Source organism: Paenibacillus sp. FJAT-27812 (assembly GCF_001273905.1).
In the GTDB taxonomy this organism is placed as follows: Bacteria; Bacillota; Bacilli; order Paenibacillales; family Paenibacillaceae; genus Pristimantibacillus.
In genome coordinates this window covers 3,553,178-3,578,467 of the sequence record NZ_LIGH01000001.1, presented here as the reverse complement: position 1 = coordinate 3,578,467, position 25,290 = coordinate 3,553,178, and the positions used below count along the sequence as shown (strand labels likewise).

General features: G+C 48.1%; 30 protein-coding genes. 5 read left to right on the top strand and 25 right to left on the bottom strand.

Annotated features, from left to right (window positions below; all coding sequences use genetic code 11):
* Positions 1 to 119 precede the first annotated feature (119 nt).
* The 3 genes from ADU23_RS15110 to fur form a co-directional block, all read right to left on the bottom strand.
* Positions 120 to 593 (bottom strand): hypothetical protein, encoded by a 474-nt coding sequence (locus ADU23_RS15110; protein WP_053374481.1) that lies wholly within the window; start codon positions 591 to 593, stop codon positions 120 to 122.
* 22 nt (positions 594 to 615) lie between these two features.
* Positions 616 to 1,815: a GTP-binding protein gene (locus ADU23_RS15105; RefSeq protein WP_053374480.1), complete on the bottom strand. Its 1,200-nt coding sequence runs from the start codon at positions 1,813 to 1,815 to the stop codon at positions 616 to 618.
* A 375-nt stretch (positions 1,816 to 2,190) separates the two neighbouring features.
* Positions 2,191 to 2,670 (bottom strand): ferric iron uptake transcriptional regulator, encoded by a 480-nt coding sequence (gene fur / locus ADU23_RS15100; RefSeq protein ID WP_053374479.1) that lies wholly within the window; start codon positions 2,668 to 2,670, stop codon positions 2,191 to 2,193.
* A gap of 229 nt (positions 2,671 to 2,899) precedes the next feature.
* Between fur and ADU23_RS15095 the strand changes: the two genes are divergently transcribed.
* Entirely contained in the window at positions 2,900 to 3,148 is a 249-nt protein-coding gene (locus tag ADU23_RS15095; protein ID WP_053377646.1) for a type B 50S ribosomal protein L31, read from the top strand.
* Positions 3,149 to 3,233: 85 nt separating this feature from the next.
* Here ADU23_RS15095 and ADU23_RS15090 read toward each other — a convergent pair whose 3' ends face one another.
* From ADU23_RS15090 to ADU23_RS15045, 10 genes are all read right to left on the bottom strand, one after another.
* Positions 3,234 to 4,016, bottom strand: coding sequence for an SDR family NAD(P)-dependent oxidoreductase (locus ADU23_RS15090; RefSeq protein ID WP_053374478.1), 783 nt, complete (start codon positions 4,014 to 4,016; stop codon positions 3,234 to 3,236).
* Positions 4,017 to 4,047: 31 nt separating this feature from the next.
* Positions 4,048 to 4,458 (bottom strand): DUF4265 domain-containing protein, encoded by a 411-nt coding sequence (locus tag ADU23_RS15085; RefSeq protein ID WP_053374477.1) that lies wholly within the window; start codon positions 4,456 to 4,458, stop codon positions 4,048 to 4,050.
* Positions 4,455 to 4,796, bottom strand: a complete 342-nt coding sequence (locus ADU23_RS15080) for an antibiotic biosynthesis monooxygenase family protein (RefSeq protein WP_082311107.1) — start codon at positions 4,794 to 4,796, stop codon at positions 4,455 to 4,457. The genes ADU23_RS15085 and ADU23_RS15080 overlap by 4 nt, the downstream gene beginning before the upstream one ends.
* 163 nt (positions 4,797 to 4,959) lie before the next feature.
* Complete coding sequence (locus ADU23_RS15075) at positions 4,960 to 6,093, bottom strand: efflux RND transporter periplasmic adaptor subunit (RefSeq protein WP_231637609.1); 1,134 nt, start codon at positions 6,091 to 6,093, stop codon at positions 4,960 to 4,962.
* Positions 6,094 to 6,110: 17 nt separating this feature from the next.
* Positions 6,111 to 6,989, bottom strand: coding sequence for a carbohydrate ABC transporter permease (locus ADU23_RS15070; protein ID WP_053374475.1), 879 nt, complete (start codon positions 6,987 to 6,989; stop codon positions 6,111 to 6,113).
* A gap of 17 nt (positions 6,990 to 7,006) precedes the next feature.
* Positions 7,007 to 7,888 (bottom strand): carbohydrate ABC transporter permease, encoded by an 882-nt coding sequence (locus tag ADU23_RS15065; protein WP_053374474.1) that lies wholly within the window; start codon positions 7,886 to 7,888, stop codon positions 7,007 to 7,009.
* Positions 7,881 to 9,257 (bottom strand): ABC transporter substrate-binding protein, encoded by a 1,377-nt coding sequence (locus ADU23_RS15060; RefSeq protein ID WP_053374473.1) that lies wholly within the window; start codon positions 9,255 to 9,257, stop codon positions 7,881 to 7,883. Before ADU23_RS15060 ends, ADU23_RS15065 begins: the two co-directional genes overlap by 8 nt.
* A 199-nt stretch (positions 9,258 to 9,456) precedes the next feature.
* Positions 9,457 to 10,575 carry a hypothetical protein gene (locus tag ADU23_RS15055; RefSeq protein WP_053374472.1) on the bottom strand — a complete coding sequence of 373 codons (1,119 nt, stop codon included), beginning with the start codon at positions 10,573 to 10,575 and terminating at the stop codon, positions 9,457 to 9,459.
* Positions 10,572 to 12,029, bottom strand: a complete 1,458-nt coding sequence (locus ADU23_RS15050) for a sensor histidine kinase (protein ID WP_053374471.1) — start codon at positions 12,027 to 12,029, stop codon at positions 10,572 to 10,574. Before ADU23_RS15050 ends, ADU23_RS15055 begins: the two co-directional genes overlap by 4 nt.
* A gap of 1 nt (position 12,030) precedes the next feature.
* Entirely contained in the window at positions 12,031 to 12,729 is a 699-nt protein-coding gene (locus ADU23_RS15045) for a response regulator transcription factor (protein ID WP_053374470.1), read from the bottom strand.
* A 180-nt stretch (positions 12,730 to 12,909) separates the two neighbouring features.
* Between ADU23_RS15045 and ADU23_RS15040 the strand changes: the two genes are divergently transcribed.
* Entirely contained in the window at positions 12,910 to 13,257 is a 348-nt protein-coding gene (locus ADU23_RS15040; protein ID WP_053374469.1) for a hypothetical protein, read from the top strand.
* A 106-nt stretch (positions 13,258 to 13,363) separates the two neighbouring features.
* On the opposite strand, the gene ADU23_RS15035 is transcribed toward ADU23_RS15040, so the two are convergent.
* From ADU23_RS15035 to ADU23_RS15015, 5 genes are all read right to left on the bottom strand, one after another.
* Positions 13,364 to 15,472 (bottom strand): transglycosylase domain-containing protein, encoded by a 2,109-nt coding sequence (locus ADU23_RS15035; RefSeq protein WP_053374468.1) that lies wholly within the window; start codon positions 15,470 to 15,472, stop codon positions 13,364 to 13,366.
* 177 nt (positions 15,473 to 15,649) lie between these two features.
* Positions 15,650 to 15,883, bottom strand: coding sequence for a hypothetical protein (locus ADU23_RS15030; RefSeq protein WP_053374467.1), 234 nt, complete (start codon positions 15,881 to 15,883; stop codon positions 15,650 to 15,652).
* Between the two features lie 230 nt (positions 15,884 to 16,113).
* A complete protein-coding gene (locus ADU23_RS15025) occupies positions 16,114 to 16,626 on the bottom strand; it encodes a GyrI-like domain-containing protein (RefSeq protein ID WP_053374466.1) in 513 nt (170 codons plus the stop codon).
* 33 nt (positions 16,627 to 16,659) lie between these two features.
* Positions 16,660 to 17,172 (bottom strand): GyrI-like domain-containing protein, encoded by a 513-nt coding sequence (locus tag ADU23_RS15020; protein WP_053374465.1) that lies wholly within the window; start codon positions 17,170 to 17,172, stop codon positions 16,660 to 16,662.
* A gap of 174 nt (positions 17,173 to 17,346) precedes the next feature.
* On the bottom strand, positions 17,347 to 18,414 hold the full coding sequence (locus ADU23_RS15015; RefSeq protein ID WP_231637400.1) for an LLM class flavin-dependent oxidoreductase: 1,068 nt from the start codon (positions 18,412 to 18,414) through the stop codon (positions 17,347 to 17,349).
* A gap of 149 nt (positions 18,415 to 18,563) precedes the next feature.
* Between ADU23_RS15015 and ADU23_RS15010 the strand changes: the two genes are divergently transcribed.
* Positions 18,564 to 18,983: a GNAT family N-acetyltransferase gene (locus ADU23_RS15010; protein ID WP_053374464.1), complete on the top strand. Its 420-nt coding sequence runs from the start codon at positions 18,564 to 18,566 to the stop codon at positions 18,981 to 18,983.
* Between the two features lie 120 nt (positions 18,984 to 19,103).
* Here ADU23_RS15010 and ADU23_RS15005 read toward each other — a convergent pair whose 3' ends face one another.
* The 3 genes from ADU23_RS15005 to wrbA all read right to left on the bottom strand — a co-directional run bounded on the left by ADU23_RS15005 (position 19,104) and on the right by wrbA (position 20,612).
* Complete coding sequence (locus ADU23_RS15005; RefSeq protein WP_231637398.1) at positions 19,104 to 19,406, bottom strand: GNAT family N-acetyltransferase; 303 nt, start codon at positions 19,404 to 19,406, stop codon at positions 19,104 to 19,106.
* A 70-nt stretch (positions 19,407 to 19,476) separates the two neighbouring features.
* The gene (locus tag ADU23_RS15000; RefSeq protein WP_053374462.1) at positions 19,477 to 19,833 is read right to left on the bottom strand and encodes a hypothetical protein; all 357 of its coding nucleotides are present in this window, start codon (positions 19,831 to 19,833) and stop codon (positions 19,477 to 19,479) included.
* Between the two features lie 185 nt (positions 19,834 to 20,018).
* Positions 20,019 to 20,612 carry an NAD(P)H:quinone oxidoreductase gene (gene wrbA, locus ADU23_RS14995; RefSeq protein ID WP_053374461.1) on the bottom strand — a complete coding sequence of 198 codons (594 nt, stop codon included), beginning with the start codon at positions 20,610 to 20,612 and terminating at the stop codon, positions 20,019 to 20,021.
* Between the two features lie 240 nt (positions 20,613 to 20,852).
* Here wrbA and ADU23_RS33210 point away from each other — a divergent pair, with 240 nt between their 5' ends.
* Positions 20,853 to 21,014, top strand: a complete 162-nt coding sequence (locus ADU23_RS33210; RefSeq protein ID WP_176707698.1) for a hypothetical protein — start codon at positions 20,853 to 20,855, stop codon at positions 21,012 to 21,014.
* Positions 21,015 to 21,277: 263 nt separating this feature from the next.
* Positions 21,278 to 22,435 carry an acyl-CoA dehydrogenase family protein gene (locus tag ADU23_RS14990; protein WP_053374460.1) on the top strand — a complete coding sequence of 386 codons (1,158 nt, stop codon included), beginning with the start codon at positions 21,278 to 21,280 and terminating at the stop codon, positions 22,433 to 22,435.
* Positions 22,436 to 22,439: 4 nt separating this feature from the next.
* Here the strand turns inward: ADU23_RS14990 and ADU23_RS14985 are convergent, their stop codons facing one another.
* The 4 genes from ADU23_RS14985 to ADU23_RS14970 form a co-directional block, all read right to left on the bottom strand.
* Entirely contained in the window at positions 22,440 to 23,168 is a 729-nt protein-coding gene (locus ADU23_RS14985; RefSeq protein ID WP_053374459.1) for a PIG-L family deacetylase, read from the bottom strand.
* A complete protein-coding gene (locus ADU23_RS14980) occupies positions 23,165 to 23,476 on the bottom strand; it encodes a DUF1806 family protein (RefSeq protein ID WP_053374458.1) in 312 nt (103 codons plus the stop codon). Before ADU23_RS14980 ends, ADU23_RS14985 begins: the two co-directional genes overlap by 4 nt.
* 36 nt (positions 23,477 to 23,512) lie before the next feature.
* Positions 23,513 to 23,971, bottom strand: coding sequence for a DinB family protein (locus ADU23_RS14975; protein ID WP_053374457.1), 459 nt, complete (start codon positions 23,969 to 23,971; stop codon positions 23,513 to 23,515).
* A gap of 242 nt (positions 23,972 to 24,213) precedes the next feature.
* Positions 24,214 to 25,284, bottom strand: coding sequence for a sulfate ABC transporter substrate-binding protein (locus ADU23_RS14970; protein ID WP_053374456.1), 1,071 nt, complete (start codon positions 25,282 to 25,284; stop codon positions 24,214 to 24,216).
* Positions 25,285 to 25,290: the final 6 nt, after the last annotated feature.

The following is a 25,290-nucleotide window of genomic DNA, read 5'->3' as shown; positions in this document are numbered from 1 at the left end:
ATGATTGTTTTGAAATTAATTTGAAAAATATATGTTATAGTTTAGTTTTATAAGCGGTTTCCGCAATATAAAAGAGCTGCTCCAAGGTTTTCGGCCTAGGGCAGCTCTTTTTATATGAATCAGACTCTATGTTGCTCTTCAAAAGCTTCTGCGCAGCGCTGCATCAGGAAGCAAAACGACCGGTTATGGCCGATAAAAAACGAGGAAAGATCATACCGTCCGCGCGCCGGCTCAAAAATAACCAAAAGGCGATGCCTCATGAACTTAATCGCAAAACGAACAAATGGCTCCAACTGCTCCGATGCCTGGAACGTAATATAAGCATATAAAGAATGTTCAAGCGGATCATCCAGCATGCTTACTCCAGCGCATGAAAACTCTGTCGGGATATCCAAGAGGCTCAGCTTCGCCAGCGCAGGATACAATTCAGCATCAACCGCATTCGATCCAAGCATCAAAGTAGCCTTGTCCCGCTTTTTCCGCTTATCCCGCTCAACCCAATCGTTCAGCTCCAGTGTCCTCCGCTTCCATAGCGAATCCGCCTGTCTGCTGAGCACTAGCTCCTGATCCTCGTTTGCCGTGAAACTTTGCATCGTCTTCATCCCTTCTGCGCCCTTAAGAAAAGTCCGGAATCGGATCATTCAGCTCACGCCAATTGACCGCCATTTCCTCTGGCGTAAGCAGCGCCGAATCGAGCGAGCGCATTATTTCATCCCTGTCCATATCGACACCGATAAATACAAGCTTCGTTACGCGATCTCCCCACTTGTCGTCCCAATCCGCCGTTTTCTCATATTCGCCGCCAAAATACGCAAACCGTTCTTCCTCGGACAATGCGGCTACCCATAAGCCCGCTGGCGAAAGCTGCCTCGATACGCCCGCTTGGCTGAACGTGACCGCCATATTATTGCGCGTTGCAATCCACATCAGCCCCTTCGAGCGAACGATTGTTTTGGGCCACTTCGCCATCCATTTCAACAAACGTTCTGGATGAAAAGGCATTTTCCGCTTATAGACAAAAGAAGCGATGCCATATTCCTCGGTTTCCGGCGTATGCTCCTCCTTCTGAAGCTCCTTTATCCATCCTGCCGATTGGCTTGCCTCTTCAAAATCAAATAGATGCGTGTTCAAAATATCGCTAGCTTTCACGCCGCCATTGCTAGCTCTTACGATCCGCGCTCTTGGCTGGAGTCCGCGCAGCGTCCTTTCAAGCTTCTCCAGCTCTTCTCCGCTAACCAAGTCGCATTTGTTCATAACGAGCACGTCGCAAAATTCCACCTGCTCGATCAGAAGATGAACCACGCCCCGCGTATCTCCTTCTCCCGCCTCCTGCGATCGATCAAGCAGCGTTTCCCTCGTATGGTAATCGCTCCAGAAATTAAGCGCGTCAACGACGGTCACCATCGTATCAAGCCTAGTCAGCCTGGATAAATCGATAGCCTGCTCCTCATCCACGTAGGTAAAGGTTTGAGCAACCGGAATCGGCTCGCCGATCCCCGTTGACTCAATTAATATATAATCAAAGCGCTTCTCCAGCGCCAGACGCTCTACTTCTTGCAGCAAATCATCCCGCAGCGTACAGCAAATGCAGCCGTTGGACATCTCCACGAGCTTCTCTTCCGTCTGGCTAAGACCGCCTCCGTCACGGATAAGATCCGCGTCAATGTTCACCTCTCCTAAATCATTGACAATAACGGCCACTCTAAGTCCTTCTCGATTGTTCAATACATGGTTCAAAATCGTCGTTTTGCCCGCTCCCAGATAACCGCTTAATACCGTGACCGGTATTTTTGCATCCGCTGTTTGGTTTGCCATTTCAGTATGCACCTCTTTACTCCATTTGTATTGGTGGGTCTGCCATTAGTTCCTTAGTATGTAATCATTACGATTAACGAACGGCGTGCATGTACTCGAATAAACTAACTAAACGTCCGCGTTCAAATGTGGACTATATTCCGCAAGCGAATATTGATTATGCCCGCAAATCGCAAGCCATTAGCGAACTTTTTCCCTGTGAAAGAAGGTTATTGCTCATTTGGTTCGCTTGTCGTTTAAACGTAATAATTACGATTTGAGTATAACAGAACATTTCCGCTTTGCAAATACCAGCCATAACTATCATCATCGATAAGAAAAGAGCCTCTCCGCCGCAGTGGAAAGACTCCTCATGTTTACACATCGACGCAGCTATTATGAAACGGCTTTTCGTGTCCGTTTGCACTCGCCTTTATCGCATGTTTTGTATGTCCCTGTAAAATCGAGCCGATGGTCCGTTACCTTAAAGCCGAACTCCCGTTCAATCCGCTGCTCGATCTCAAGCAGCCAATCTTCTTTAATTTCCTTGAGCGAGCCGCATTCCTCGCATATAAGATGATGATGCATATGCTCATGCCCTTCTTCACGAAGGTCATAACGGGCTACGCCATCTCCAAAATTCATTTTCTCAACGACATGCAGCTCAGCAAGCAGCTCAAGCGTCCGATAAACCGTAGCTAAACCAATTTCGGAGTAGGTTTGCTTTACGAGCATGAAGACGCCTTCTGCGCTCAGATGATCCATTTCGTTCTCAAGCAGGACTCGTAGTATGATCTCACGCTGCGTAGTCAGTTTGTATCCGTTCGCCATCAAATGCCGATTGATTCGGTCCATTTCTGCCTTGATGTTTATCATGCAGGGATACCTCCTTTTATTAAAAAGCCTGCATATAAAGAGCATTTCAATTATGCAAGGGCTTACTTTTAGAATGATTATAATTTAATGGTAGTATACTTTTTCGAAATTAGCAAATACCATATTTTAATACGACATTTCATTAGGCGCCTTGACATTGATAACGATTATCGATATGCTTAGCCTACAGTTTTTCGTAAGTATTACTAATAAAGGACAGGTGAATATAATGAAGGACGGAATACATCCGGTATACCATCAGGTTTTGTTTTTTGATGTGAGCAGCGGCTACAAATTTCTAACAGGCTCCACCAAGTCGTCCAATGAGAAAATGGAATGGGAGGATGGCAACAGCTATCCCGTGATCCGCGTAGATACAAGCTCCGCATCGCATCCGTTCTATACGGGCAAACAACGCAATACGGACAAAGGCGGACGCGTTGACCGCTTTAACCAGCGTATTCAACAGAAGAAGTAAGCAATAGCCGCAAAAGCTCCTGACAGATTACCGTGTATGACACGGCATGCTGCCAGGAGCTTTTCTTGCCTAACTATTCAGCGGCTTACAGTACGGCTGATAGGCCTCCGTCAATATTAACGGATGTGCCTGTCACGAAGGATGCCGCATCGGATACGAGGAAGCCAATAACGTTAGCCGCTTCCTTGGCATCGCCGATCCGTCCAAGCGGTATGCCATGGCGCTTGTCGCTTGCGAACTCATCCCAGCTTAGCTCCGGCGCCTTAGCCTGCCACATGCGCTCGATCTGAGCGCTGCGGATTAGGCCGATGCATACCGCATTAACGCGTATCCGGTCAGCAGCCAAATCCTTGCTCATCGCCTTGGTAAGCGCTAGACCTGCTGCACGGCTAACAGACGTCGGCAGCGAGGAAGCGCCTGGCGTTTTCCCTCCGATTGCCGTTACGTTAACGATAGCTCCGCCGCCTGATTCCCGCATATGAGGCAGCACCGCGCGTGAGAATTGAGCAGCGCCAAGCAGCTTCAAATCAAGATCTGCCGTCCAAGCCTCAGCCCCTACCTGCTCGAATGGACGGGCTGCCGACGTTCCTGCATTGTTAACGAGAATGTTGACGCGTCCAAAGTGCGCTGCCGTCAAAGCAACCGCTCGATCTGCATCTTCCGGCTTTGACACATCGGCGCTAATCACTAACGCTTCTTTGCCTGTTTGTTCCTTGATTTGCTCCGCAGCCACGTGCAGCGATTCGATCTCCCTAGCGACAATCGCTACTTCAGCGCCTTCCGCGGCCAGCAGCAATGCCGTTGCCAGTCCAATCCCTTTGCTTCCGCCCGTAATGACCGCTACCTTGCCTTTTACCCCTAGCTCCATCTTATTCTTCGCCTCCGCTTCGCTCGTTTGCTTATTTTTGAACCATCTTTATAACCCTCTGCACCTCGTCGTTAATATCGACTTTCGTATTCGTTGGCAGGTTTACGATAAAGATGCCTCCGAACACTTGCTGGCTTTTGCCTTCCCAATCCCGGATCTTATTTTTTAATATTTTCAGCTCCAAGGAGTAAATCACTTCTTTGCTTAAGAGCCAGTTATGTCTGGTAAACTTGGATTTTTCAATCGTTTCCATATAAATGGAGACATCGTTGTTTGTTTTTACACGAATAACATCGCCGTATGCGACCTTCTCCGTAAAAACAGGGTTTTCTTCTATTCTATAAATATGTTCATCCAATTGAATGACATCTAATACTTCAACCTCACGACCAACACCATCGAAGCAGAGATGCAATGGTATAAAATCTTGAATGCTATTCACCCTCTATGACTAGTTTCAATTACATGTTTGGAGCTTGCTAGCTCAGATCCACGGCCTCGTAGTGCTCGCTCTACGGTAGGGAACGGATCGTAGAAATGGTGAAGCAGGCTTTTCCACTCCAAATACGCATCTGATCCCCGGAAACCTTCCGTATGAGCCTGGAGCGTCTCCCATTTCACTAACAATATGTATTTCTGATCTTCTTCTATACATTTCTGAAGCTCATGGCTGATATAACCGTTCATGCTGGAAATGATCGCCTGTGCTTTCTTGAAATTACGTTCGAACTCGTCTGCTAATCCTGCTTTAACCTGTAAGACAGCAACCTCTAGAATCATAGGAACAACCCCTTCGTTTAAATCTAGCATATACGAATTGCCAAAAAAACACCATAAGCGATCCCGTAATGAACTCATCAAACCCTTTTCTAAATTATACAGCAAAAAAAAAAAGCCGCATCCGGGCTTGTTTCTATACGCGATTCACCTAGAACGGTCTAGATCACTGCCGAATCCGCTCTCCATCCATAAGCGGTTCGCTGCTTTCTGTGATCACCTGCTCCTTGTCGAACAAACCTTCGCTCACTGCCGTTGTATGCTCATTCGCATTCAAAATCGTAATCGGCCTGCGAACGGCATAAAAAGCATTGCCAAGCGGTCCTTGCCTGGTTTCTATCGTATAAACATAGGTGCCTGTATGATCCTTGCGAATAGCCGTGCTAGCGATTAGCAGCGTATCCTCGCTCCCTTTTTTGGCTATATTCACCCGCACGCTCTCGCCCCCTTTAACCGTCTTATCTTGAACGGTAACGACGATGCGAGTTGCAGGCTCATCTGTGCCCGCTGTCCCTTGCGGTGAAAGGCTGCCGGAATTCCCCGGATCGCTGTCTACCATTAAAGAAATATTGCCTTGAATAACACGGCTTTTTTTCTCCAGCAATTGTGCCTCCATCCCCTCGCCAATCGTAAACATAGCAGCGATGCTTGCAGCAATTTTCAGCTCGAATTGATACCCCTTGCTGCTGTTGGACAGGCGAATATCCGCTCCCCCTGCGGCCATTCCCTCCATCGCCTTGATATCCGTTATGATGCCAGCAAAGGGGGCGACGAGCTCCTGATTGGACAATAGCTTTTTTTGTGCCGCTTGAATATGCTTCTTTTGGATGTCCCGATCGATTTTGGCAGCTTCCAAGGCGGCTTTAGCTTGAAGAAGCGCGGCGTAGTCCTCTTTGTGAGCCGCTTCGATATATTCATTCTCGAGCAGGCTCATCGACAGCTCCAGCTTCTGGAGCGCCGCCTGCTCGTCTTCAATCTGCTGCTTCGCTTCGGTGCTGTCGTACGTAATAAGCGACTGGCCTTTTTGCACATTTTCCCCTTTGCCCACAAGCACCTTCGTGACCTTCCAGCCAGCAGGGTTAGTTAGCTCCACCTCTTGCACGGGCTTGATTACCGCACTTCCTTTATAGAAATAATCCAGCGACCCTTTGGCAGCCTCCCCCGTTATCACTTTAGGCAGCGTTAGCGCAAACAGCGTGTTGCCTAACAACGTAAAAGCAACAAGAATGAGCGTAAACAAGCCGCCTATAAGTCTGAGCTTCCGCTTGCGGGCGCTTATGTTATGTTCCATCGTTTCCACTTCCAAAACAATCACTCCTACCCCTTGATCCCCGATTGCTGGATCCCTGCTACAAAATAAGATTCCGCGTACAAAAACAGCAGCACCATCGGCGTCATATAAAGCACAGAGGCAGCAAAACCAACGCCGCGCGCCTCTTGATTAATATAAGCCAAATAAAGCGATAACGGCTGCTTGAACGGATCCTGCAGAAAAATAAGCGGCTGCTCTACCATATTCCAGTAATCGACGAACAACAGCACCATCAATGAAGCTAGGCCCGGCTTAACGAGCGGCATAATAATCCGCGTAAAAATAACAGCATGTCCGGCACCGTCCATTTGCGCGGCTTCCATATAGGAATAAGGAATATGCGCCATGAATTGCCGCAGCATAAACACCCCGAATGCACTGAAGATGCCCGGCAAAATAATAGCAGATGCCGTATTCATTAAATCAAGCTTCTCTACGATCATATAATTCGGGACAAGCGTCACTTGAAAGGGCATGAGCATCGTCATCAAATAGATGAGAAACAGCTTATCACGGCCTTTAAAGCGCAGTTTGGCAAATACATACGCCGCTAGAGCCGCCACGAGCGCCTGCCCCGCGATGATCGGTACGACCAATCCCGCCGAATTCCAAAATAGCTTCAGAAACATCGGATTTTTATACAGCACCTGTGCAAATTGATCAAACGAAAACCAATCCGGAAGCAGCTTCAGGTTAACAAAAGAAGCCTTCTCTCCCGCAGCGGCATCCGTCATTTTTCCAATTAAATGATAATTCAAGCCGATCTCGCTCTCCGTCATGATCGAGTTGGTAAACGTAAGCACAATCGGCAATACAGCTACGGCCGCCAACATCACTAAGATGAGTGTTATTGCCAGCCTTGATACCCGTCCAGACTTCTCCATCATTTCCTCCAAAGCGTTTATTCCAAAAATGATCGAAACCGGCGCTCTACCGCAAACAGCAGCATGACCAAAATAACGATGCAGCCGACCATAAGCGTTGCCGCTGATGTCAGCTTCTGCATATCAAGCGAAAAAAACATATTATTCATATAGTGCTGCATCATGTAGATACGGTCATACGGATAATCTCCGGCCAGCAAATAGGACTCCCGGAATACTTTAAACGAATTTACGATCGAAATCAGAATGACAAAAAACATCGTAGGCGTTAAATACACAAGCGTGATATGAAAAAGCTGGCGCACCTTGCCCGCTCCTTCGATTCGTGCCGTCTCGTAATAAGATTGCGGAATCGATTGCAGTCCCGCCAGAAATAATATCATGTTGTACCCCATGTTCTTCCAAATGTACATCATGACAAGCATGCCCATTGACCATTCCGATTGCAGCCAATCGATTCTGCCGCCGCCCAAGCTATTCAGCCACGCGTTCAAGCTGCCATTCCAGTCCATGAAAATTTGCCAAATCATGACGATAGAGGCGACGGGAATGACGAGCGGCAAAACAAAAGCGGTTTGCAGCCAGCTGCGAAAAAATAAACGCTGATTCAGCAAAAAAGCGAGGCATAAGGAAATGGCGATAAGCAGCGGCACGCTAATGAGTGTAAAAAGCAGCGTATTCGACGCCGCTTTACGGAAGGAGCCGCTGCCAAGCAGCTCCTTGTAATTGTCGAAGCCAACGAAGGCGCCGCCAAGGGTTCGATCCGTAAAGGAATAAAACACTCCCATGCCAAACGGAAGCAAATAAAAGAGCATAAAACCAATTAAGCTGGGCAGCAAAAACAGCAGTGCGGCGATCCACTCCTTGCGCAGCAAGAAAGCGAAACGATTTCTACTCATTGAGATAGGTCGTTGCTTTATTTTGAACCAGCTTCGCGACCTCCTCCGCCGATTTTTGGCCGCTAAAGAACGCTTGCGACTCTTTGGTTATAATCTCATTAAGCTTCGTTGTTTTGAACGCGACAGCATGGACCGCGCCGTTTACGTAAGCTTCAAGCTGCTGAAGGATTTCATTGTCGACCTTAAACGTCATGCCCTGCAAAGGCCCTTCTTTATAGGCTTGAACTTCTCCCGCCGCTTGCAGCTGCTTGACCTGCTTTTCAAAAATGCTTTTACGGATCGGAATGCCTGCTGACTCAGGAGGATGCTGCAGCTCTTCCGAAGTGAGATATTTAATAAAATCCCAAGCTTCCGCTTTAACCGTTGATTTTGCATTAAGGCCTATCGTTTTATAGGTTCGGAAATAGCCCCCGGGCTCGGTAGACAACGCATTCGGCTTCGCATACAGCTTGGCATGCTCGGCAAATTCCCGAAGTGCAACTAAGTAATCCCATGATGAATTAATTTGGCTTTGCATGAAATAGGCTTTCTCGCGGCCATCGTCTGAAATCACTTCTTCGTCGAACATCTTTTTCACCTGCTGCATGAGATCGGTAAAGGCCTTCGTATCAAACTTTGCCTTTCGGCTTGCCTCATCCACGAACAGAGAGTAGTTGTCCGTAACCATTTGATCTAATAGATACTCCGCTTGGGAGGTGAATGCGTGCTTATATTCGCCTTTTTTGGCTAATTCCTTTGCAGTCTCGGCAAATTCATTCCATGTCCAGCTGCTGTCGTCTACTTTTACGCCCGCTTTTCCAATGGCATCCTCATCCCCCAAGAGCCCAAAAAGGAAGAACGAGAGCGGCATCCCATAAAGCCCTTCGCCAGTCGTTGCATGATTCAGAACATTTACGAAAAAATCATCCTTACGGAACGATGAATCCTGTTCCATCATCTTATTCAGATCAACAAGCAGATTATTGTTTACATACTTGTCGATGGGCAGCAAATCCATTTCAATCAGATCGGCTCCCTTTCCGGCTAACATAGCCGTATTCGTAGTAGTGACGAATTTCTCGAGGGCAGCTTCTAAATTTTGGTCATCGGCCTCGATATATTCAAGCTTGATCTCGATATTCGGATGCTTGGCTTCATATTTCTTCTTCGCTTCCTTAAACCGCTCGTCCGGCCAAAAAGTCGAAAATACGATTGTCTTTTTACCGCCCGTCCCGGTCGCAGCTTCATTATCGCCCTTCTCTTCCCCCGTCACCGACCCGCCATTCGTTGATGTTTGCTCCTGCGGCGCATTGCTTGTCCCCTGGCTGCTGCAGGCAGAAAGAAACAGCAGGATCAGGCTGCACGCTATCCATAAACCTTTTATTTTCATATTCACTCACCTTTCTTCAATGGCCGTCATTCAGAACCGGCTCATTAAATGTAATGCAGGGATGTCACGACCATTTGACTAACTTGTGTACAAAATGTCTCCAAATCTTTCCGTTTGTGTTGAGCAGCCATTCCAATAAAAAACCCGAAAGCATGTCGCCTTCTTCAAGGCACAGCTTTCGGGTTAATATCCCGCTTCGTTATTTGAATGTAATGACAAACGGCTGATTGTTTGCAGGACGTACTGCCGGTCTTGACTGCTGTGCATATGGCTTCCAGCCGTCGATCAGAAGCTTGCTGCTGTCCGTACTCCATGCCATTTGAGCAGGTACAAGCCCTTGATAAATAGACTTCTCGTAGAGAATATTATTGCCTTGCAGCTTGCCGGCATAAATCATATCGCCCTGCGAGTAAGCAATATACCTTCTATCCTGAGAAACTTGGAAGCTGCCGACCTGCTTCAGCAATGTCGAGGCTGCCCCATTACGCCGGTCATATGCAAATAGGGATCCATCCGGGGCGACAAAAGCGATTTGGTCGTTAGTCAACCAGTCCACTGAACCATCATAGCTTATGGCATGTATGTAATGGGTGGCAAACTCGCTGTCCTTTAGAGAGCCAAATAAAACATCCGATTGCATCTCGTTTGTTTTGACGACCAATGCGCCAAGGCCGTCATCCGCTATTTTCACATACGTGATATAGTCCGTTCTCTGCCAGTTTGGGATAGCATACTGCTTTAAGCTTTTCTCGATTGCATCGTACACGTTGATCGTTACCTTTGCATCTTGCGTATTTTGAGTGACATACGAAAGGTAGCGGCTGTTGCTTGACCAAGTGGTGCTGCTGTTTAGATGCAAATGAGGAGCGAGCTGCTCGATCATGACTTGCTTTCGATCGGAAATTGAAACGAGCGACAGGGAAGCGGCCTCATCTCCTTCCTGAACGAATGAAGCGTAGCTGCCATCTGGCGATAAGCTGTCGATAGCGGCCGTTTTATCAAAATCCCAAAGCTTGGTCCTCTCATTATATGGATAATCCACTTTTTCAAAGCCTTTGGAACGGTCGCCTGCTCCGCCGTAGACGCCAAGGACGGCATCAATGCCCATCCAGCCGAGCCAATTGCCTTTATCCGCTTCATGAACTGGCAATCGGTAGATCGTTTTAACCGCTATCGCTTCATTTCTAGGATCGGACGCGATATTCTCTTCGAAATCAGGAATAATGATCGTTTCCGAGCGGGGTTTTGTCATGCAGCCAGATAAGAGGGCGCCTAATAAAACAAGCAAAATAAGCAGCGCAACGGGACGTTTGCTCATAGCGGCTCCCTCCTTTCCTGGGCGTAAGGCATATCGATAAATACAGTCGTTTGCTGATGCTCGCTCTCAATCCGAATAACGCCGTGATGCTCATTAACGATATTTTTGCAAATGCCTAGGCCCAGTCCGACGCTCTCTGCCTCATGCTGCTTATTGTCAGCCCGGTAGAACGGCTCGAAAATCCGCGACAAATACGCCTCAGAGATCGTCTCCCCTTTGTTGATGAAAGCAAACCGAACAAGCTGCTCTTCCCGCTTCGCTTCGACATGGATATCGGAATGGGCAAAGCTGTACTTAATGGCGTTATCGATCAGATTAATAAAAAGCTGCCTCAGCTTATCTCCATCCCCGTTGACAAAGAGCCCGTCCTCGGCATGGCAGTCTATTTTTTTGCTGTAGCGTTTGGCTTTTACCTGCATGGCTTCGCATACATCCCGAACAATTTGTCCGGCTTCAACTTGTTCAAAATCGTCCCTATTCATCGTTTGCTTCGACATCTCGAGCAGCGCAAGCACCATCCCATGCAGACGCTTGCTCTCATCGACGATATGATCCATCCCTTTGTTGAACAACGACTCGTCCCGCTCGCCTATCTCGCGAATCATCTCCGCATAACCAAGAATGGTTGTGAGCGGCGTCTTCAGCTCATGCGTAACGTTGTCGTAAAACTGCTTCCGCTCCACATTTACTTCCTCCAGCCGATCTCTATCCTTCTCGATTCTAGTAATTTGAGCCTTAATCTTCTCGATCATGCTGCTGAAATTGGCAGCCAGCTTACCGATCTCATCCCTTCTTCGAAAGCCGATCCGGATATCCAGATTCCCGTTCATCACCTCGGTAGAAGCTTTGGTGAGCTGGATTAGCGGAATCGTAATATGTCTGGAGAGAATGTATGAGAATAGGAAAGCGACCGCAAAGATCGCCAGCGCAATATAAAAGATAATCGCCAGCGTATGGTCGCTTTGCTCATACAGCAGGGAGAAGTCCTTGGCAAAACGCAAAATGCCTACCTTCGTTCCGTCAATGACAACCGGATAAGAATAAAGAACAGAAGTATTGCCCGACGAATACGAAATCGTATAAGCCGTTTTGCCAAGCAGCGCTTGCTTCAAATCCTCGTCTGCGCCCGAGAAGGGCAGCTTATCGGATGCATATATCATTTTCCCATCGACCGTATACGCGCTTACGCTGCTGCTGGTGGAGTGACGCAGATCCTGCACCATTTCCTCCGCCATTTGCCCGAAATAAAGCTGGTCATTCGTAAAATGATTAATCAAAAAAGCCTGGCGAACATAGATGCTGCTGTTTTTTTTAAGCCCGATCAAATCCTCCGCAACAATTTTTTTATTGCTCGTTTCAATGCTTTGCGAGACCAACTGATTAAGCAGCAGAAAGGAGATACAAAAGATAAAGAAAAAGCCAATAATAAATTTGGCTCTAATCGTCCGGATCATTTTAGAAGTCCGCCTGTCTCTCGAATTTGTAGCCAATGCCGAACACGGTCGTGATCATATCGTTAAGATCCAGCTTCTTTCGCAAGCGCTGGATGTGCGTATCAATGGTTCTTGTATCGCCAAAATAATCATAGCCCCATACGAAGTCCAGCAGCTCCTCCCGGGTGAATATTTTGCCCCTATAGCTGTACAGCGTCATCAAGAGATCAAATTCCTTTGGCGTCAGCTCGACCATTTGTTTGTTTTTCTTGACTTGCCTCTCGCTTTTTGCCACTTCAATGTCCTTGAAACGAATGACATCCTCCAAGGTCTCATCCACCTGCCGGCTGGCTTGCATAAGACGCCGAAGAATCGTCCGAATTCTGGCTATGACCTCACGAAGGTCAAAGGGCTTCGTAATATAATCGTCCGCTCCAAATTCCAGCCCTAAAATTTTATCCTTAATATCGGATTTCGCAGTAAGCATCAGAATCGGAATATTGTGGGTAGCCGTTACCTTCTTGCATATATCAAGTCCGCTTTGATCAGGCAGCATCCAGTCGAGCAGTAGCAAATCCGGCTTGAAGCGCCCAACTTCTCTAAGCCCGTCTTCCCCCGTATGCGCCTTAACTGTCTCAAAGCCCTCATTACTCAGTCCATAGGCGAGCAAATCAGCAATGGCCACTTCGTCTTCTATAATTAAAATTTTGATTTTCTCCATAGGCTTGTCTCCAAATGCTCCCTTCACTTTCCCTCAATCATTATAGCCTATCATAGAAAATGGAGATGCCTCCCGTCAATAAAGCGGCGATCGGCGCTTCCGAGCCAGCTGTTTTTTTTCATAAAAGTGTTGGCTGATGGAAACATTATTTGTAGAGGACAAAATAAGCGGGAGGTCGCCTTGTACTATATTTACAGCTCTTCACTGCTTTTAACTGGCCTGTTCCTTGTAAATGCTGTGTTCTCTTATCAAAGCAAGCACATCGACCCGCATTTCTGGTCTACGCTAAAATTTCAGCTGCTTGCCTTGCCTTTGTTCCTTACGGCGAATCTTTGCATTGGCTATGGAATCAAACTCGGGTATAAAGCAGTTGGAAGCTTGGGGTATGTGCTGCTTGCTTCGAAGGGGCTCGAAATGTTCATTTCGCTGCTTATGGGGTTTATCTTCCTGCGGGAATCGCCAAGCTGGCGCACGTGGGCAGGCCTTGCCATCGTTCTAATCGGGTTTGTTGTAGCCAAAGGGAAATAGTGCTGCGCGGAGGGTTATAACAAGAGAGGTTAAGCTCCGAATGGCTCATCTTAGCCATTTGAAGCTTAACCCCCTTGTTCCCCTTTTTTAAAAACAGGATCGGTTTTTAATCGTTGCCATTTCTATTGTTGTCCCTGTTGTCACGCCTATTCTCTCTATCTTTGTCTTTATCCTTCTTTCGATCCTTTTCCCTTTCCTTCCGCTCCTTTTCCCGTTTTTTCCGTTCCTTCTTGTCTTCCTTTTCTGTTTTTCGATCACCATCTTTATTCCATTCCGATTTCGATTTATCTTCCTTGTCTTTGTCCTTATCCTTCTTTTTAGGCAGAATATCGGGAGCCTTAGGGAACGGAATGACCGGTTCATCCTTTAATGCCGCTGCGAAAACCGCTTGGAATACAACAGCCGCAGCCTTCGAGCTTGTCGATAAATAATGGCTGCTATCGCTCTGATCGTAGCCCAGCCATACCGCGCCTACTAGCTGGGGCGTGTATCCGACAAACCAGTTATCCTTGGCCCCATAACCCGTCGTACCGAGCATTTGAGTCGTGCCTGACTTGCCCGCAAGCGGTCGGTTTTGGAGCTCCGCCGCAACTCCCGTCCCTTCCTTAATAACGCCTTCCAGCATTGCTGTCATCGTTCGTGCAACGGCAGAGTCCGTTACCTTCTCGCTGCCCGTGCTTTGCTCGAATGAAGCCAGCACTTCGCCGCCTGCCGATTCGATGCGCGTAATGGCATGCGCATGCTGGCGAATGCCGTCATTTGCGAATACGCCGAAGGCTTCGGCCATTTGCAGCGGCGATACGCCGTCATGCAGGCCGCCAAGCGCAAGCCCCAGCGTACGGTCCTGCTCCGTTAATGGAATGCCGAAGCGCGCTGCGGCATCGGTGCCCTTGGCAATTCCGATCTCGTTCAGCAGCTTCACAGCCGGTATATTATACGAATGGATCAACGCTTCATAAAGCGATACTTTCCCATGGAAGGAGCCGTCTGCGTTCTTAGGCTCGTAGCCGTTAATGTTAATCGGCTCATCGACCAGCTCGTCGCTTGGCTTATAGCCAAGCTCTAGCGCAGGCGTGTAAACCGCTACTGGCTTGATCGTTGAGCCCGGCTGGCGCTTTAGCTGCGTAGCCCGGTTGAAGCCGCGAAACGGCTGCTCCCCTCTTCCGCCTACCAGCGCCCGAATGCCGCCATTGCGCGGATCAACGAGAACCGTGCCGCTTTGAATCAGCTGGTCTGCCGCACTGGCTGGAAACAGCGTCTCATTCGCATATACCTTCTCCGCCGACTGCTGCATTTTTGTATCCAATTCCGTATAGATTCGCAGCCCGCCTTGCAGCACTTCATTTTCCGACAATCCATATTTCGCCATCGCCTCGCGAATGATCTGATCGACGTAATAAGGAAAGCTGATGTCATCTACGCGGTTAGGCTTCGAGCTTAATAATTGGATAGGCTCTTGAACCGATTTGCTGTAACTATCCTCGCTAATCAACCCTTGCTCCTTCATGAGCTGAAGAACGACATTCCTTCGCTCAAGCGCCTTATCCTTATGCTTATACGGCGTTAGGGCGGAGGGCGCCTTTATAAGACCGGCAAGCAGAGCAGTTTCCGCTACTGTAAGCTGCCCCGGCTCCTTCCCGAAATACGTATTCGCCGCCCGATCGATTCCCCAAGCGCCTTCCCCATAATAAATCTGGTTCAGGTACATCGCTATAATTTCCTCTTTGCTGTAATTCTCCTCGATTTTCTTGGCGAGAAGCACCTCGTTCCACTTCCGTGACCAGGTCCGCTCTTGCGACAAAAAGACGTTTTTGGCGAGCTGCTGCGTAATCGTACTGCCGCCTTGCACCGTACCGCCTGACGCCATATTCGTCCAAAAAGCACGCCCGATCGCCCGCAGGTCCATGCCCTCGTGTTCAAAATATCGCCTGTCTTCTACGGCAACAACGGCATCCACCATCGATTTGGGAATATCCGAGTACCCGATTTCGTCTATTTTATTGAAGGAAATCCGGCTAGCCTCCGCTCCATTCTGATCATACAAAATCGTAGCCGCCGGCAGCGGCACCTCAAGCTGTCCAATATCCTGCACGCTGACAAAATACCGAAAAGCCGCCCAGCTCCCAACAATGGCGACAACGAGCAAAGCTGCCATGATGAGCAGCACTTGTTTAATCTTTATCTTTTTGATACGGAAAGCCTGCTTGTTCTTCATTCATTCTCCCCCATGCTCTTGCTTCTTGCTGCCTACAACATTCGTAAGTGGACTCCTTTTTTAGTACGTTGGACTCATTAACTGCTTAGATGCGCAAAAAAATGCCAGGAAACAGTCGCCTGCTCCCCAGCATCTTTTAGACCTATTTGGTGAATCGTAAACATCCACGCTATATGGTTATGCCTGCATTTCGGAATGATAAAGTCCCTCTTCGGCTTCCGACAAAAAAAGCGTAAAATCCTCCCGTTTGTTTAAAAACTGCTGATACTGCACCTGCGCGATCTCATCATCCGGATTCGTCTCCAAATAAATTTCCAGTTCCTCGATCGTTTGCTCAATCTCATACAATACGTCCCTGCTGCTATAGCTTTTCTCTTCGTTCATCTGCATTTGCGTCCATGCCTCGTTCAACTCATCTGCCTCCTGCTGCCCTATTCTATTGTTTTGCAATCATTATGGCAGACATGCAAAAATAGGGCTTCGTTAACTACTATATTCAGGACACCAATAAATAGAACCTCCACTTTCGGAAAATGGATGCTTCAGCTAGACCTATACCAACGCAAGCAAGGCTGTCAGTAGAACCGACAGCCTTGTACTGAGCATGAAAATGAATGACTTATCGCTGCAAGCTGCTGGCGTCAGCCTCCCGCTTTCTTGCGTACCGGATATAGCATCGTGAAATTGAATGTCTCGATATCTCCATATGGGATCGTCAGCGCGTTGATGGGCTCCAGCGGAACGGTCTCCATACCGAGAGCGCTGGCATCCAGCTCGTAATCCTGAGACTGCTCCAGCCATCCGAACATCGCTTCATATACGCTCCACATATGATTTTCATCTCCATATACGCGTGCGCTCGCGCATAGGCCACCGCTTGACTCAAGCGTCTCCAACCCATCTGGCACATCGCCAAACTCGCTAACCGCTAGCCCGACCCATAGCGTATCCACTTCCTTGCCCCACTGCTCCTGCGGAATGAACACATAGGCATGCGGCCCCGCAAGCAGCCTTGCGTCATCAAGCGGAAGCTGCTCCGTCAGCTTGCTCCACGCCACACGCGTTCCGCTTTTGTCTGGCGTCATGCCTGTCCGCACCGCCAGCGCCTTAAATGTCGCAATATGAACGACTTCAATCGTAATCGTCTCTTGCATGATAGGAGGCTCCCTTCAACTCAACAGATCTTTTTAAGCTTTTGCGCGAATGGGGAAATACAAATCAATCTCGGAATTCGGATCATTTGGCTCCGTGTAACGCTGGTCATAAAACTCAAATTCATATTTGCCGGTATGGGTGCCTCCGTCGTATTCAAAGGAGCTGCTTGGCAGCCATTCTCCCCAGAAATGTTTGAAGCCATCGCTTATGCCGTCAAGCGGACCACGAAGAGTCAGCACGATATAACGTGCAGCGGGTACTTCGATACGCAGCATGCCTTCCGGGACCTCGCCGTCTTGATGGATTTGCACAGCCGCTGTGTATTCAAAAGGCGCTCCGGGCGGGTTGTCCGGATTTTGCAGCATAAGCCCAAAGCTGCGCCAGCCGAGCTGGCCTTGAACTTCTGGAATGCGCTTGCCGAATTCGCCCCACAGCTTGGCAATCTTATTCTCCGATGCAGGCAAAGACGAATCAAAATGGATCGTTTCCGTAACGCCAACGACGGTAAAGGCAGGTTTTTCAATGATTTTTGTTTCAATGATCATGATTGCTTCATCGCTCCCTATCAATGTTGGTGTTTTTACTTTCATCTATGTGAGATGCCATTGAAGTCTAATATCTAACCGCTTGTTTCAAAATAATATTCATCTTTCTATATTATCATCGAAAGTAACCATAAAAAAGCGCAGCCCGCATGCGGCTGCACTTTTCTTATTCAACTATTGAGAATTTCGGGCAAGCTCCTTACGTACGATTGGCGCTACCTTGGTACCGAGCAGCTCAATTGCGCGGAGCACCTCACGATGCGGCATCGTGCCGACATTCACATGCAGGAAGAACCGCGTTATGCCTAAGTTTTTGCGCAGCAATAAAATTTTTTCCGCGACATATTCAGGATCTCCGACATATAGAGCGCCCCGAAGGCTGCGAGCGGAATCAAAAGCAGCACGGTCATAATGCTGTCTCCAGCCGCGCTCGCGCCCGATGACATTCATCTGGGCCTGCGTTGGCGGGAAAAATAGATCGGCAGCCCGTTCCGTTGTTTCGCCAACAAATCCGTGCGAATGCGTCGCGATTTCCAGCTTGCTAGGATCATGTCCGGCACGTACTGCAGCTTCCTTATAGAGATCAACTAACGGAGCGAAGCTCTCAGGCATTCCGCCAATAATCGCGAACGCGATAGGAAGTCCCAGCATACCTGCCCGTACTGCGGACTGCGCATTCCCGCCGCTTGCGATCCAGACCGGCAGCGGGCTTTGAACGGACCTTGGATAAACCGCAAGGTTATCGATTGCCGGACGGTGTCCGCCTCGCCAAGTTACTTTCTCCGATGCTCTAATCGCAAGGAGCAGCTCCAGCTTTTCGTCAAATAACTCTTCATAATCATCTAGGCTATATCCGAAGAGCGGAAAGGATTCAATAAACGAACCCCTGCCCGCCATAATTTCAGCTCGTCCGTTAGAGATGCCGTCAAGCGTAGAGAAAGCCTGATATACGCGAACCGGATCATCTGAAGACAGCACGGTGACGGCGCTCGTAAGCCGAATCCGCTTCGTCATGGCAGCCGCAGCTGCCAGCACAACAGCAGGCGAGGTGCCTGCATAATCCGCTCGATGATGCTCCCCAATGCCATAAACATCCAAGCCTGCCTGATCGGCAAGTACGATCTCTTCCACCGCATGCCGCAGCCGTTCAGCATGGCTGATGACCTCGCCCGTTACCGGGTCCGGCGTAGTCTCCAAAAACGTACTGATTCCTATCTCCATCTTAGTTGCCAAATCGGTCATTTCAACTCTCCCCCTTCACTACCTATAGTTTACTCATTTTTTTATGGTTTCTCAACTTTAGTAAGCAAATTATTTCATTGGCATTCTTAATCCATGTCAATTAAAATAGAAGATGATAAGCTTCAGCTTGAGAAAGAGAGTGTAGAAATTTGAAAATTAGAGCAGCAACTGAAACCGACTATCCTGCATTAAGGCACATCTTTCTTGAATCACGCCGCAAGAGCTTTGTATGGGCGAATAATAAAGAAATGGCTTTAGAAGACTTTGATAGGCAGACTATTGAAGAGTATATTATTTTAGCAGAAGAAGATGGTCACATGCTCGGCTTTGCTTCTTTGTACTTGCCTGAAAATTTTATTCACCATTTATTCGTTCATCCCCAGTTTGCACGTAAGGGCGCTGGCAGTAAGCTGCTTCAAGCCGCCATTGCAAAAATGAATAAACCAATGACGCTAAAATGTGTTTCTCAAAATCAAATCGCGATGCAATTTTATGAGAAACATGGTTGGAAAAAAGTCGTTGAAGAAGGCAGTCCCGAAGAAAAATATTGGGTTATGGTATATGAATGAATCATTTCACTATGGACCAGCTTATATGCTCATCGTCTCTCCCTATCTCTTTGAAGCCCATTTTCACTAAAACCTTTGCAGAATCTATATTGTTTAACAAGCACTTGGCTGTAATAGCTTTTACATCCGGCTCACATCCGGCTCAGACAAAGCCCATTTCGCCAGCCCTTTTGCCGCTTCAACGCCGTAGCCCTGTTTGCGCTCCTTCTCCATGATCGCATAACCTATATCTACTTCCCCGTCAGCGTTTGGCCTGCCTTTAAACCCCGTATCGCCGATAAACGTACGATTATGCCATCCTTCTCCTAAAAAGAAGCCTTTATGAAGCACGACATCATAACGGCCTTCCAATAGGGATGAAGCAACCTCATATGTAAAAGGCACTAAAAGCAGCCTCTCCGTAACCATTTGCTCTACACTCATCGCTATGTATCCGTCCTTTCTTAATGGCGTAAAGCCTGCCGTTAATTGGCACAGCGGCTCCTCTGAACCGCTACCGAAATTTTTTTACAATTTTATTTCTAATCGCAACAATTAATATTTCCGGCAATAAAACAATGACCACAAATGCCAAAACAATAAAAGGCAAGGACGCCGAAAAGATAGCGGCTCCCTGTCCTTCCTTCCCACTCTCGATAATCCACCATGCCGGTACCGCTATGAACCACATTAACATGTTTGAGAAGAATAAGTAGCGCAAATTACCCCAAAGGAAACAAAATAAGAGGGTAACAATAGCCGGAATGAGCCATGAATTCAATGAATGCCCTATGCTTAATAACCATAAGATGATTACTGGATATAGAAGAGTAAATGCTGTTTGAATTCTTTTATTAGCGTACATTTTCATTTGAGCGCTCCTCCCCTCTTACTCATGCACCTATCATAAAAGTAATATATTCTACTGTTTCCGCTGAGCAATTATCTCTACCAGTATTATACAGCATGAATAACATCAACGGTCCAACTCCGCCTTTTACATATAAAAAAAGCCCCGCATTGCTGCGGAGCTCTCTCAATGACTCTAAGTTTCTACTACGTCAAACGTGCCGCAATATCTAACAATCGTTTGGTTTGAACCTTAACCGCATCAAGTACAATGGGGTCAAAATCTCCATTCTCACCAACGGTTGCGCTTGCGCCGTAAGGATTGCCGCCAGCCTTGAACAAAATGGGATCGGTGTATCCTGGCGCGACTACGATCGCTCCCCAATGGTAAAAGGTCGTATACAGGGAGAGAATCGTCGCTTCCTGGCCTCCATGAGCATTTTGAGCAGAAGTGAAGGCAGATACAGCCTTATTCGCCAGCTTCCCTTCTGCCCACGATTTTCCCGTTGTATCTATGAACTGCCGAAGTGGCGATGCTGCATTGCCATACCGTGTCGGAGCACCGAATAAGATGGCATCCGCCCATTCCAAATCATCTGTTGTCGCAACTTTAACATCCTTTGTTGCTTCAACATGATCATTCCATGCCGTATTGGAAGCAATCACTTTTTCCGGAGCCAGCTCTGCAACCCGCAGCAGCCGAACCTCCACGTCCTGATTTGTGGCAGCCTCCTCGGCAGCCTTTGCCATTTTATAATTTGTACCTGTTGCACTGTAATAGACGATTGCTAATTTCACCATAATCCCATCTCCTCCTCGCTAGTTGTAATTCCACCTCATTTGCTCGATCATCTGACTATCTTTTACCCTATCCCCGTAAGGGTTAATCATGCAAAGATAACGGCCTGACATAAGTTCGACTATTTCCCGAGCAATAATCGAAAGAGCTCGAAACTTGCTCCCATGCATGGATCATAGTGTTTCATCATTCATTTTTCAGGGTATTGGAGATTAACCAAATCACACTAAGGAGTGGTTCAAATGTCAACCGGACAACGAAACTTAGAAATCGAAGAACGCCATGTAGAGAAAAAATCAGACTCAAGCTTGGTTGCTTCTACGTTCATCAAATATGCCGCCTACATCATCATTTTCTTTGGAGCATTGTACTTCTTGGTACGATACGTATTCCCGATGTTTTAACCGTAAATCGAGAGTGAAGGATCAGCTTGTTATCAAAAAATAGGACGAAGCAGTGTGCGATTCACTGTCCGTCCTATTTTTGTTTTTTTCGAAAAGCCTAATTTCCGAAAATGAGGTAGGTTTTCTAGGAAGAAATCTAGATTCTAGCTCTATGTTTGGCGGAATGAAGATCAGCTGAGCGGACATTTTAAATGATTCCGCATTCAAGGTTATGGTAAAATCGGATAAGGGAATTACGTTTTTATCGAAGGAGTGCATAATCATTGGGGCGGATAATCGATCAATATATACGAAGCGAGCAGGAGAGAGAACGTGCCGATAAGGTAGAGGCGCTTGCTGCGCGTTTTGCCGAAAGAGCGGCTGCGCACGACCGGGAAGGGTCCTTTCCGCATGAAAACTTTGCTGACCTCCATGAAGCCGGCTACTTAAAGGTTACGGTGCCGAGTGAATTTGGTGGCGATGAGGTATCTTTGCATGAATTAGTTACGCTGCAGGAACGATTGGCTTACGGAGACGGCTCGACTGCACTGGCTGTCGGCTGGCATATCGGACAAGTGCTGCATCTTCGAACGACTCGCAAATGGCCGGACCGCTTGTTTGGCGAGCTGTGCCAAGCGATCGTTGCCGATGGCGCTATGATCAATACCTTCGCCAGCGAAGCGACCTCCGGAAGTCCAAGTCGCGGCGGCAAGCCCGAGACCACTGCCACTCGCGTAGACGGAGGCTGGCTGATAACAGGGCGCAAAACGTTCAGTACGTTATCTCCGATTCTCGATCGTTTTGTTGTAACAGCTTATCTTCCTGAAGAAGAGACGACCGCTGATTTTCTAGTATACAAAAACGAGCGGGTAAGCATCATTGAAACCTGGGATACAATTGGCATGCGAGGTACCGGCAGCCATGATGTCGTATTGGACAACGTCTTCGCCTCTGATGACTCCCGGATCACCGGCAAAGGAATAGATGACGGCGGCGGCTGGATGCTCCATATTCCTGCTTGCTATATAGGCATTGCACTAGCCGCACGTGATTTTGCCGTTAATTTTGCCCAGACTTACCGTCCCAACCATCTTCAAGGTCCAATCGCTGAGCTACCCATCGTGCAGCAGTCCATTGGGCAAATGGAGGTTGAGCTCCGCACTGCCCGCAGCCTGCTGTACGAGGCAGCCGGCCGCTGGGATCAAGAAACCGAGAACCGGCCCTCTTTGAGGCCTGAGCTTGGGTTAGCCAAATACGTAGCCGTGAATAACGCGATCAAAGTGGTGGATATTGCGATGCGGATCGTGGGGGGAGCGAGCTTATCCAAAACCTTGCCGCTGGAGCGGTATTACCGCGATGTAAGGGCGGGCCTTCACAACCCGCCGATGGACAATACGGTGCTGAATACACTCGCAGCGGCTGCTTTGAACGAACAGCGCTGATGTTTTAAAGCGTGCGTGGCGGTTGAAACAAATCATGATGCACAACCGGCTTATTAAATCGGCTGCCCGCTAAAAAATATTCATGGGCTCCAAGCCTAGCCAAAGCTTCACGATCGGTTTTCCACACCCACTCGTCCATTTCCGTTTGACAGCGATGCGCACGGAAAGCAGCAAGCTTGGCTTCCAAATGATGGCGAACATCGATTTTGACGACTTCTTTCTTCGTATAGCCATACCGCTCGGGGCTCTCCATCGTATCGCCAAAGCTGATGAAATAGAGAGAACCCTGCTGGCGCGTCCGATGGAAAGCTTCGTCCGTTGCTTTCCCGATCGCGCAATGGTCGGGGTGCCCGCCAAATATTTCATGAAAAGTAAGAACGACATCAGGCTGTATCTCTTCCATGAGAACGGCTATTTTTTCAATTAACTGCTCCGAATCAAAAAATTCGACCATTTTATCTCGAATATCAAAGAAGATCAGCCGTTTTATGCCGAGTGCTTCACATGCCTTCCGAAGCTCTTGCTCCCGAATGTCCGGCATAGTTTCTCTGTTCACATAAGGCGGGTTGCCCATCCGGCGCCCCATCTCGCCACGCGTCGCACTTACGAGCGTAATTTCAACGTCCATGCTCGCATACTTTGCCAGCGTTCCGCCGCAAATAAACGATTCATCATCCGGGTGTGCAAACACGGCTAGCAGCTTACGCTTTGCCTTCACAGCTTCTTTACTCATTCCGGAAACGGCTCCTTTCCTAAATGCAGAGCTACGTTCATCCTGCCTCTATCGTCAAAACCGGCAAGCAGAAGCTTCCCATCCTCCGTCGCTTCAAAATGGGTAAGCCCTTCCATTCGCAGCCAGCCAATGCCGTCAAAGTGGAGTGCGACCCGGTATGGACCATCTCCAGCAGATAACGCATCCGTCAGGTTAACCTTAAAATTCCGGACAAAAACGAAGGAGGTCGCTTCACTATGCATGAAGACCTCTTGCGCGAGAAAAGCTTGAAATGCCGCGTCAAGCTTGATTTTATTTATTTTTTCCATCATCGCTTCATTCCAATTCTATAATTGATCTACAGCCTAAGAGCGGCTTACGAAAAACGGCAGCTCTTCAATTCCGAGCAAACGAAGATAAGTGAACAATTGGCCTTTATGGTGAATCTCATGATCTTTGGCATTTTCAAGCAAAGCAATCCCAGCCATTTTCATGCCTTTAAAATCAACAACGCTCTCTAATTGCTCATCGGAGAGACCCACCAGCACGGCTTTTGTAGCCTCTGTATCAGCCTGTATAATGGCTCTCAGCTCTTCAATCGTCTCAAATGGCTTTGGTGCTGAAGGAGGCGTAAATTCCCCGTTTTTCACCGTATTCGCGAACATCCCCATCGCACCGTTCATATGGAGAACTAGGCCAGACAACGACATCGCTTTTTCCCAAGGCTTGTACTGAAGATGCTCATCACGAACCGTATCCAGCAATGCAAGCAGCACGCTTCGGTGGTTTAACCATCCCGAAATGAAATCGTTTTGTTTAGACATAAGTTTTGCAGCTCTCCTTCGTCATTCGAAAGTTAATTAACATTAAAAAAAATAGCATGGAGCATAACCATTATACAAGATTTAAATAACAACATACATTATTTCTATTGATCCGGTGAAAATCAACCTCACATTTCTTATTCTACGCATAAAAAAACCTCTGATTCAAACGCACTCGATTTTCGAGCTGCGTGGATCAGAGGATCTCGCTTCGTTTCGTTTCAATAGCCTATGCCGTGCAATTAGATATCTGCCAAAACCTGATACCAGACGCCCTTCTTCGAATAAAGGTTTTTCCTGACCTCAGACCAGCCGCCCAAGTACGAAATATCAAACAGCTCATCCGGCACGGTATAACGATCCTTCGTGTCAGTGGCTACCTTCTCATCGACCGCGCGGAAGCCGTTGTCTACGAATAGACGCTGCGCTTCCTCGCTATGCAGATAGGCGATAAAAGCTTCGGCTACCTTGCGGGTGCCATGCTTATCTGTATTCTTATCGACTACCGCTGCCGGATTCTCGATAAGAATCGTGCTTTTCGGAACGACAATGTCATATTCGACGCCCTTCTTTATCCGAGCGAGCAGCTCGTTCTCGTAGGTTACGATCACATCGCCAACGCCGTATTCGAAGGCCGCCATTGATGCGCGTCCGCTCTTGTCGAGCGATTCTACGTTAGCGTGAACCGCTTTTAGAAAGCTTTTCGCATAATCCGCATCCTTCTTGCCGTTCTTCTCCTCGGACTGCTTCAGTCCAGCGCCATAAATAGCGTTGATGTCCCACTGCGCACCGCCGGAGGTTTTCGGATTCGGATACAGCACCTTAACGCCCTCGTTCGTCAAATCATTCCAGTCCTTGATCCCTAGCGGGTTGCCGGCTCTTGTTCCCAATACGACAATGGAGTTCGTAATCATTCCGCCATTGCTCTGAGCCTTCCAGTCATGCGTGATGAAGCCGGCATCAGCAATCTTGTCCAGATCGCCTTCCATCGCGAGAATCGCGACATCCGCCTCGAAGCCGCCGGCTATCGCGCGTGCTTGCGTGCCTGAAGCCTCATAGGATTCCTGAAAAGCTACCTTCTGCCCGGTCTCCTTCAGCCAATAGGCTTGGAATGCAGGCAAAATGTCCGCGAAAGCGTCCTTCACTACGGAATATGCACCGATTACAAGTGTTACATCGCCGTCTTGTACGGTAGACCCAGCCGCATGATCGCTCGTCTGCTCTTCCTTGCCGCAGCCTGCTGCAACGAGCAGCATAACCGCAGCAAGGAGCAGCACGAACATGCGCTGACTTGTTGCTCGATTGATTTTCATGTTCGC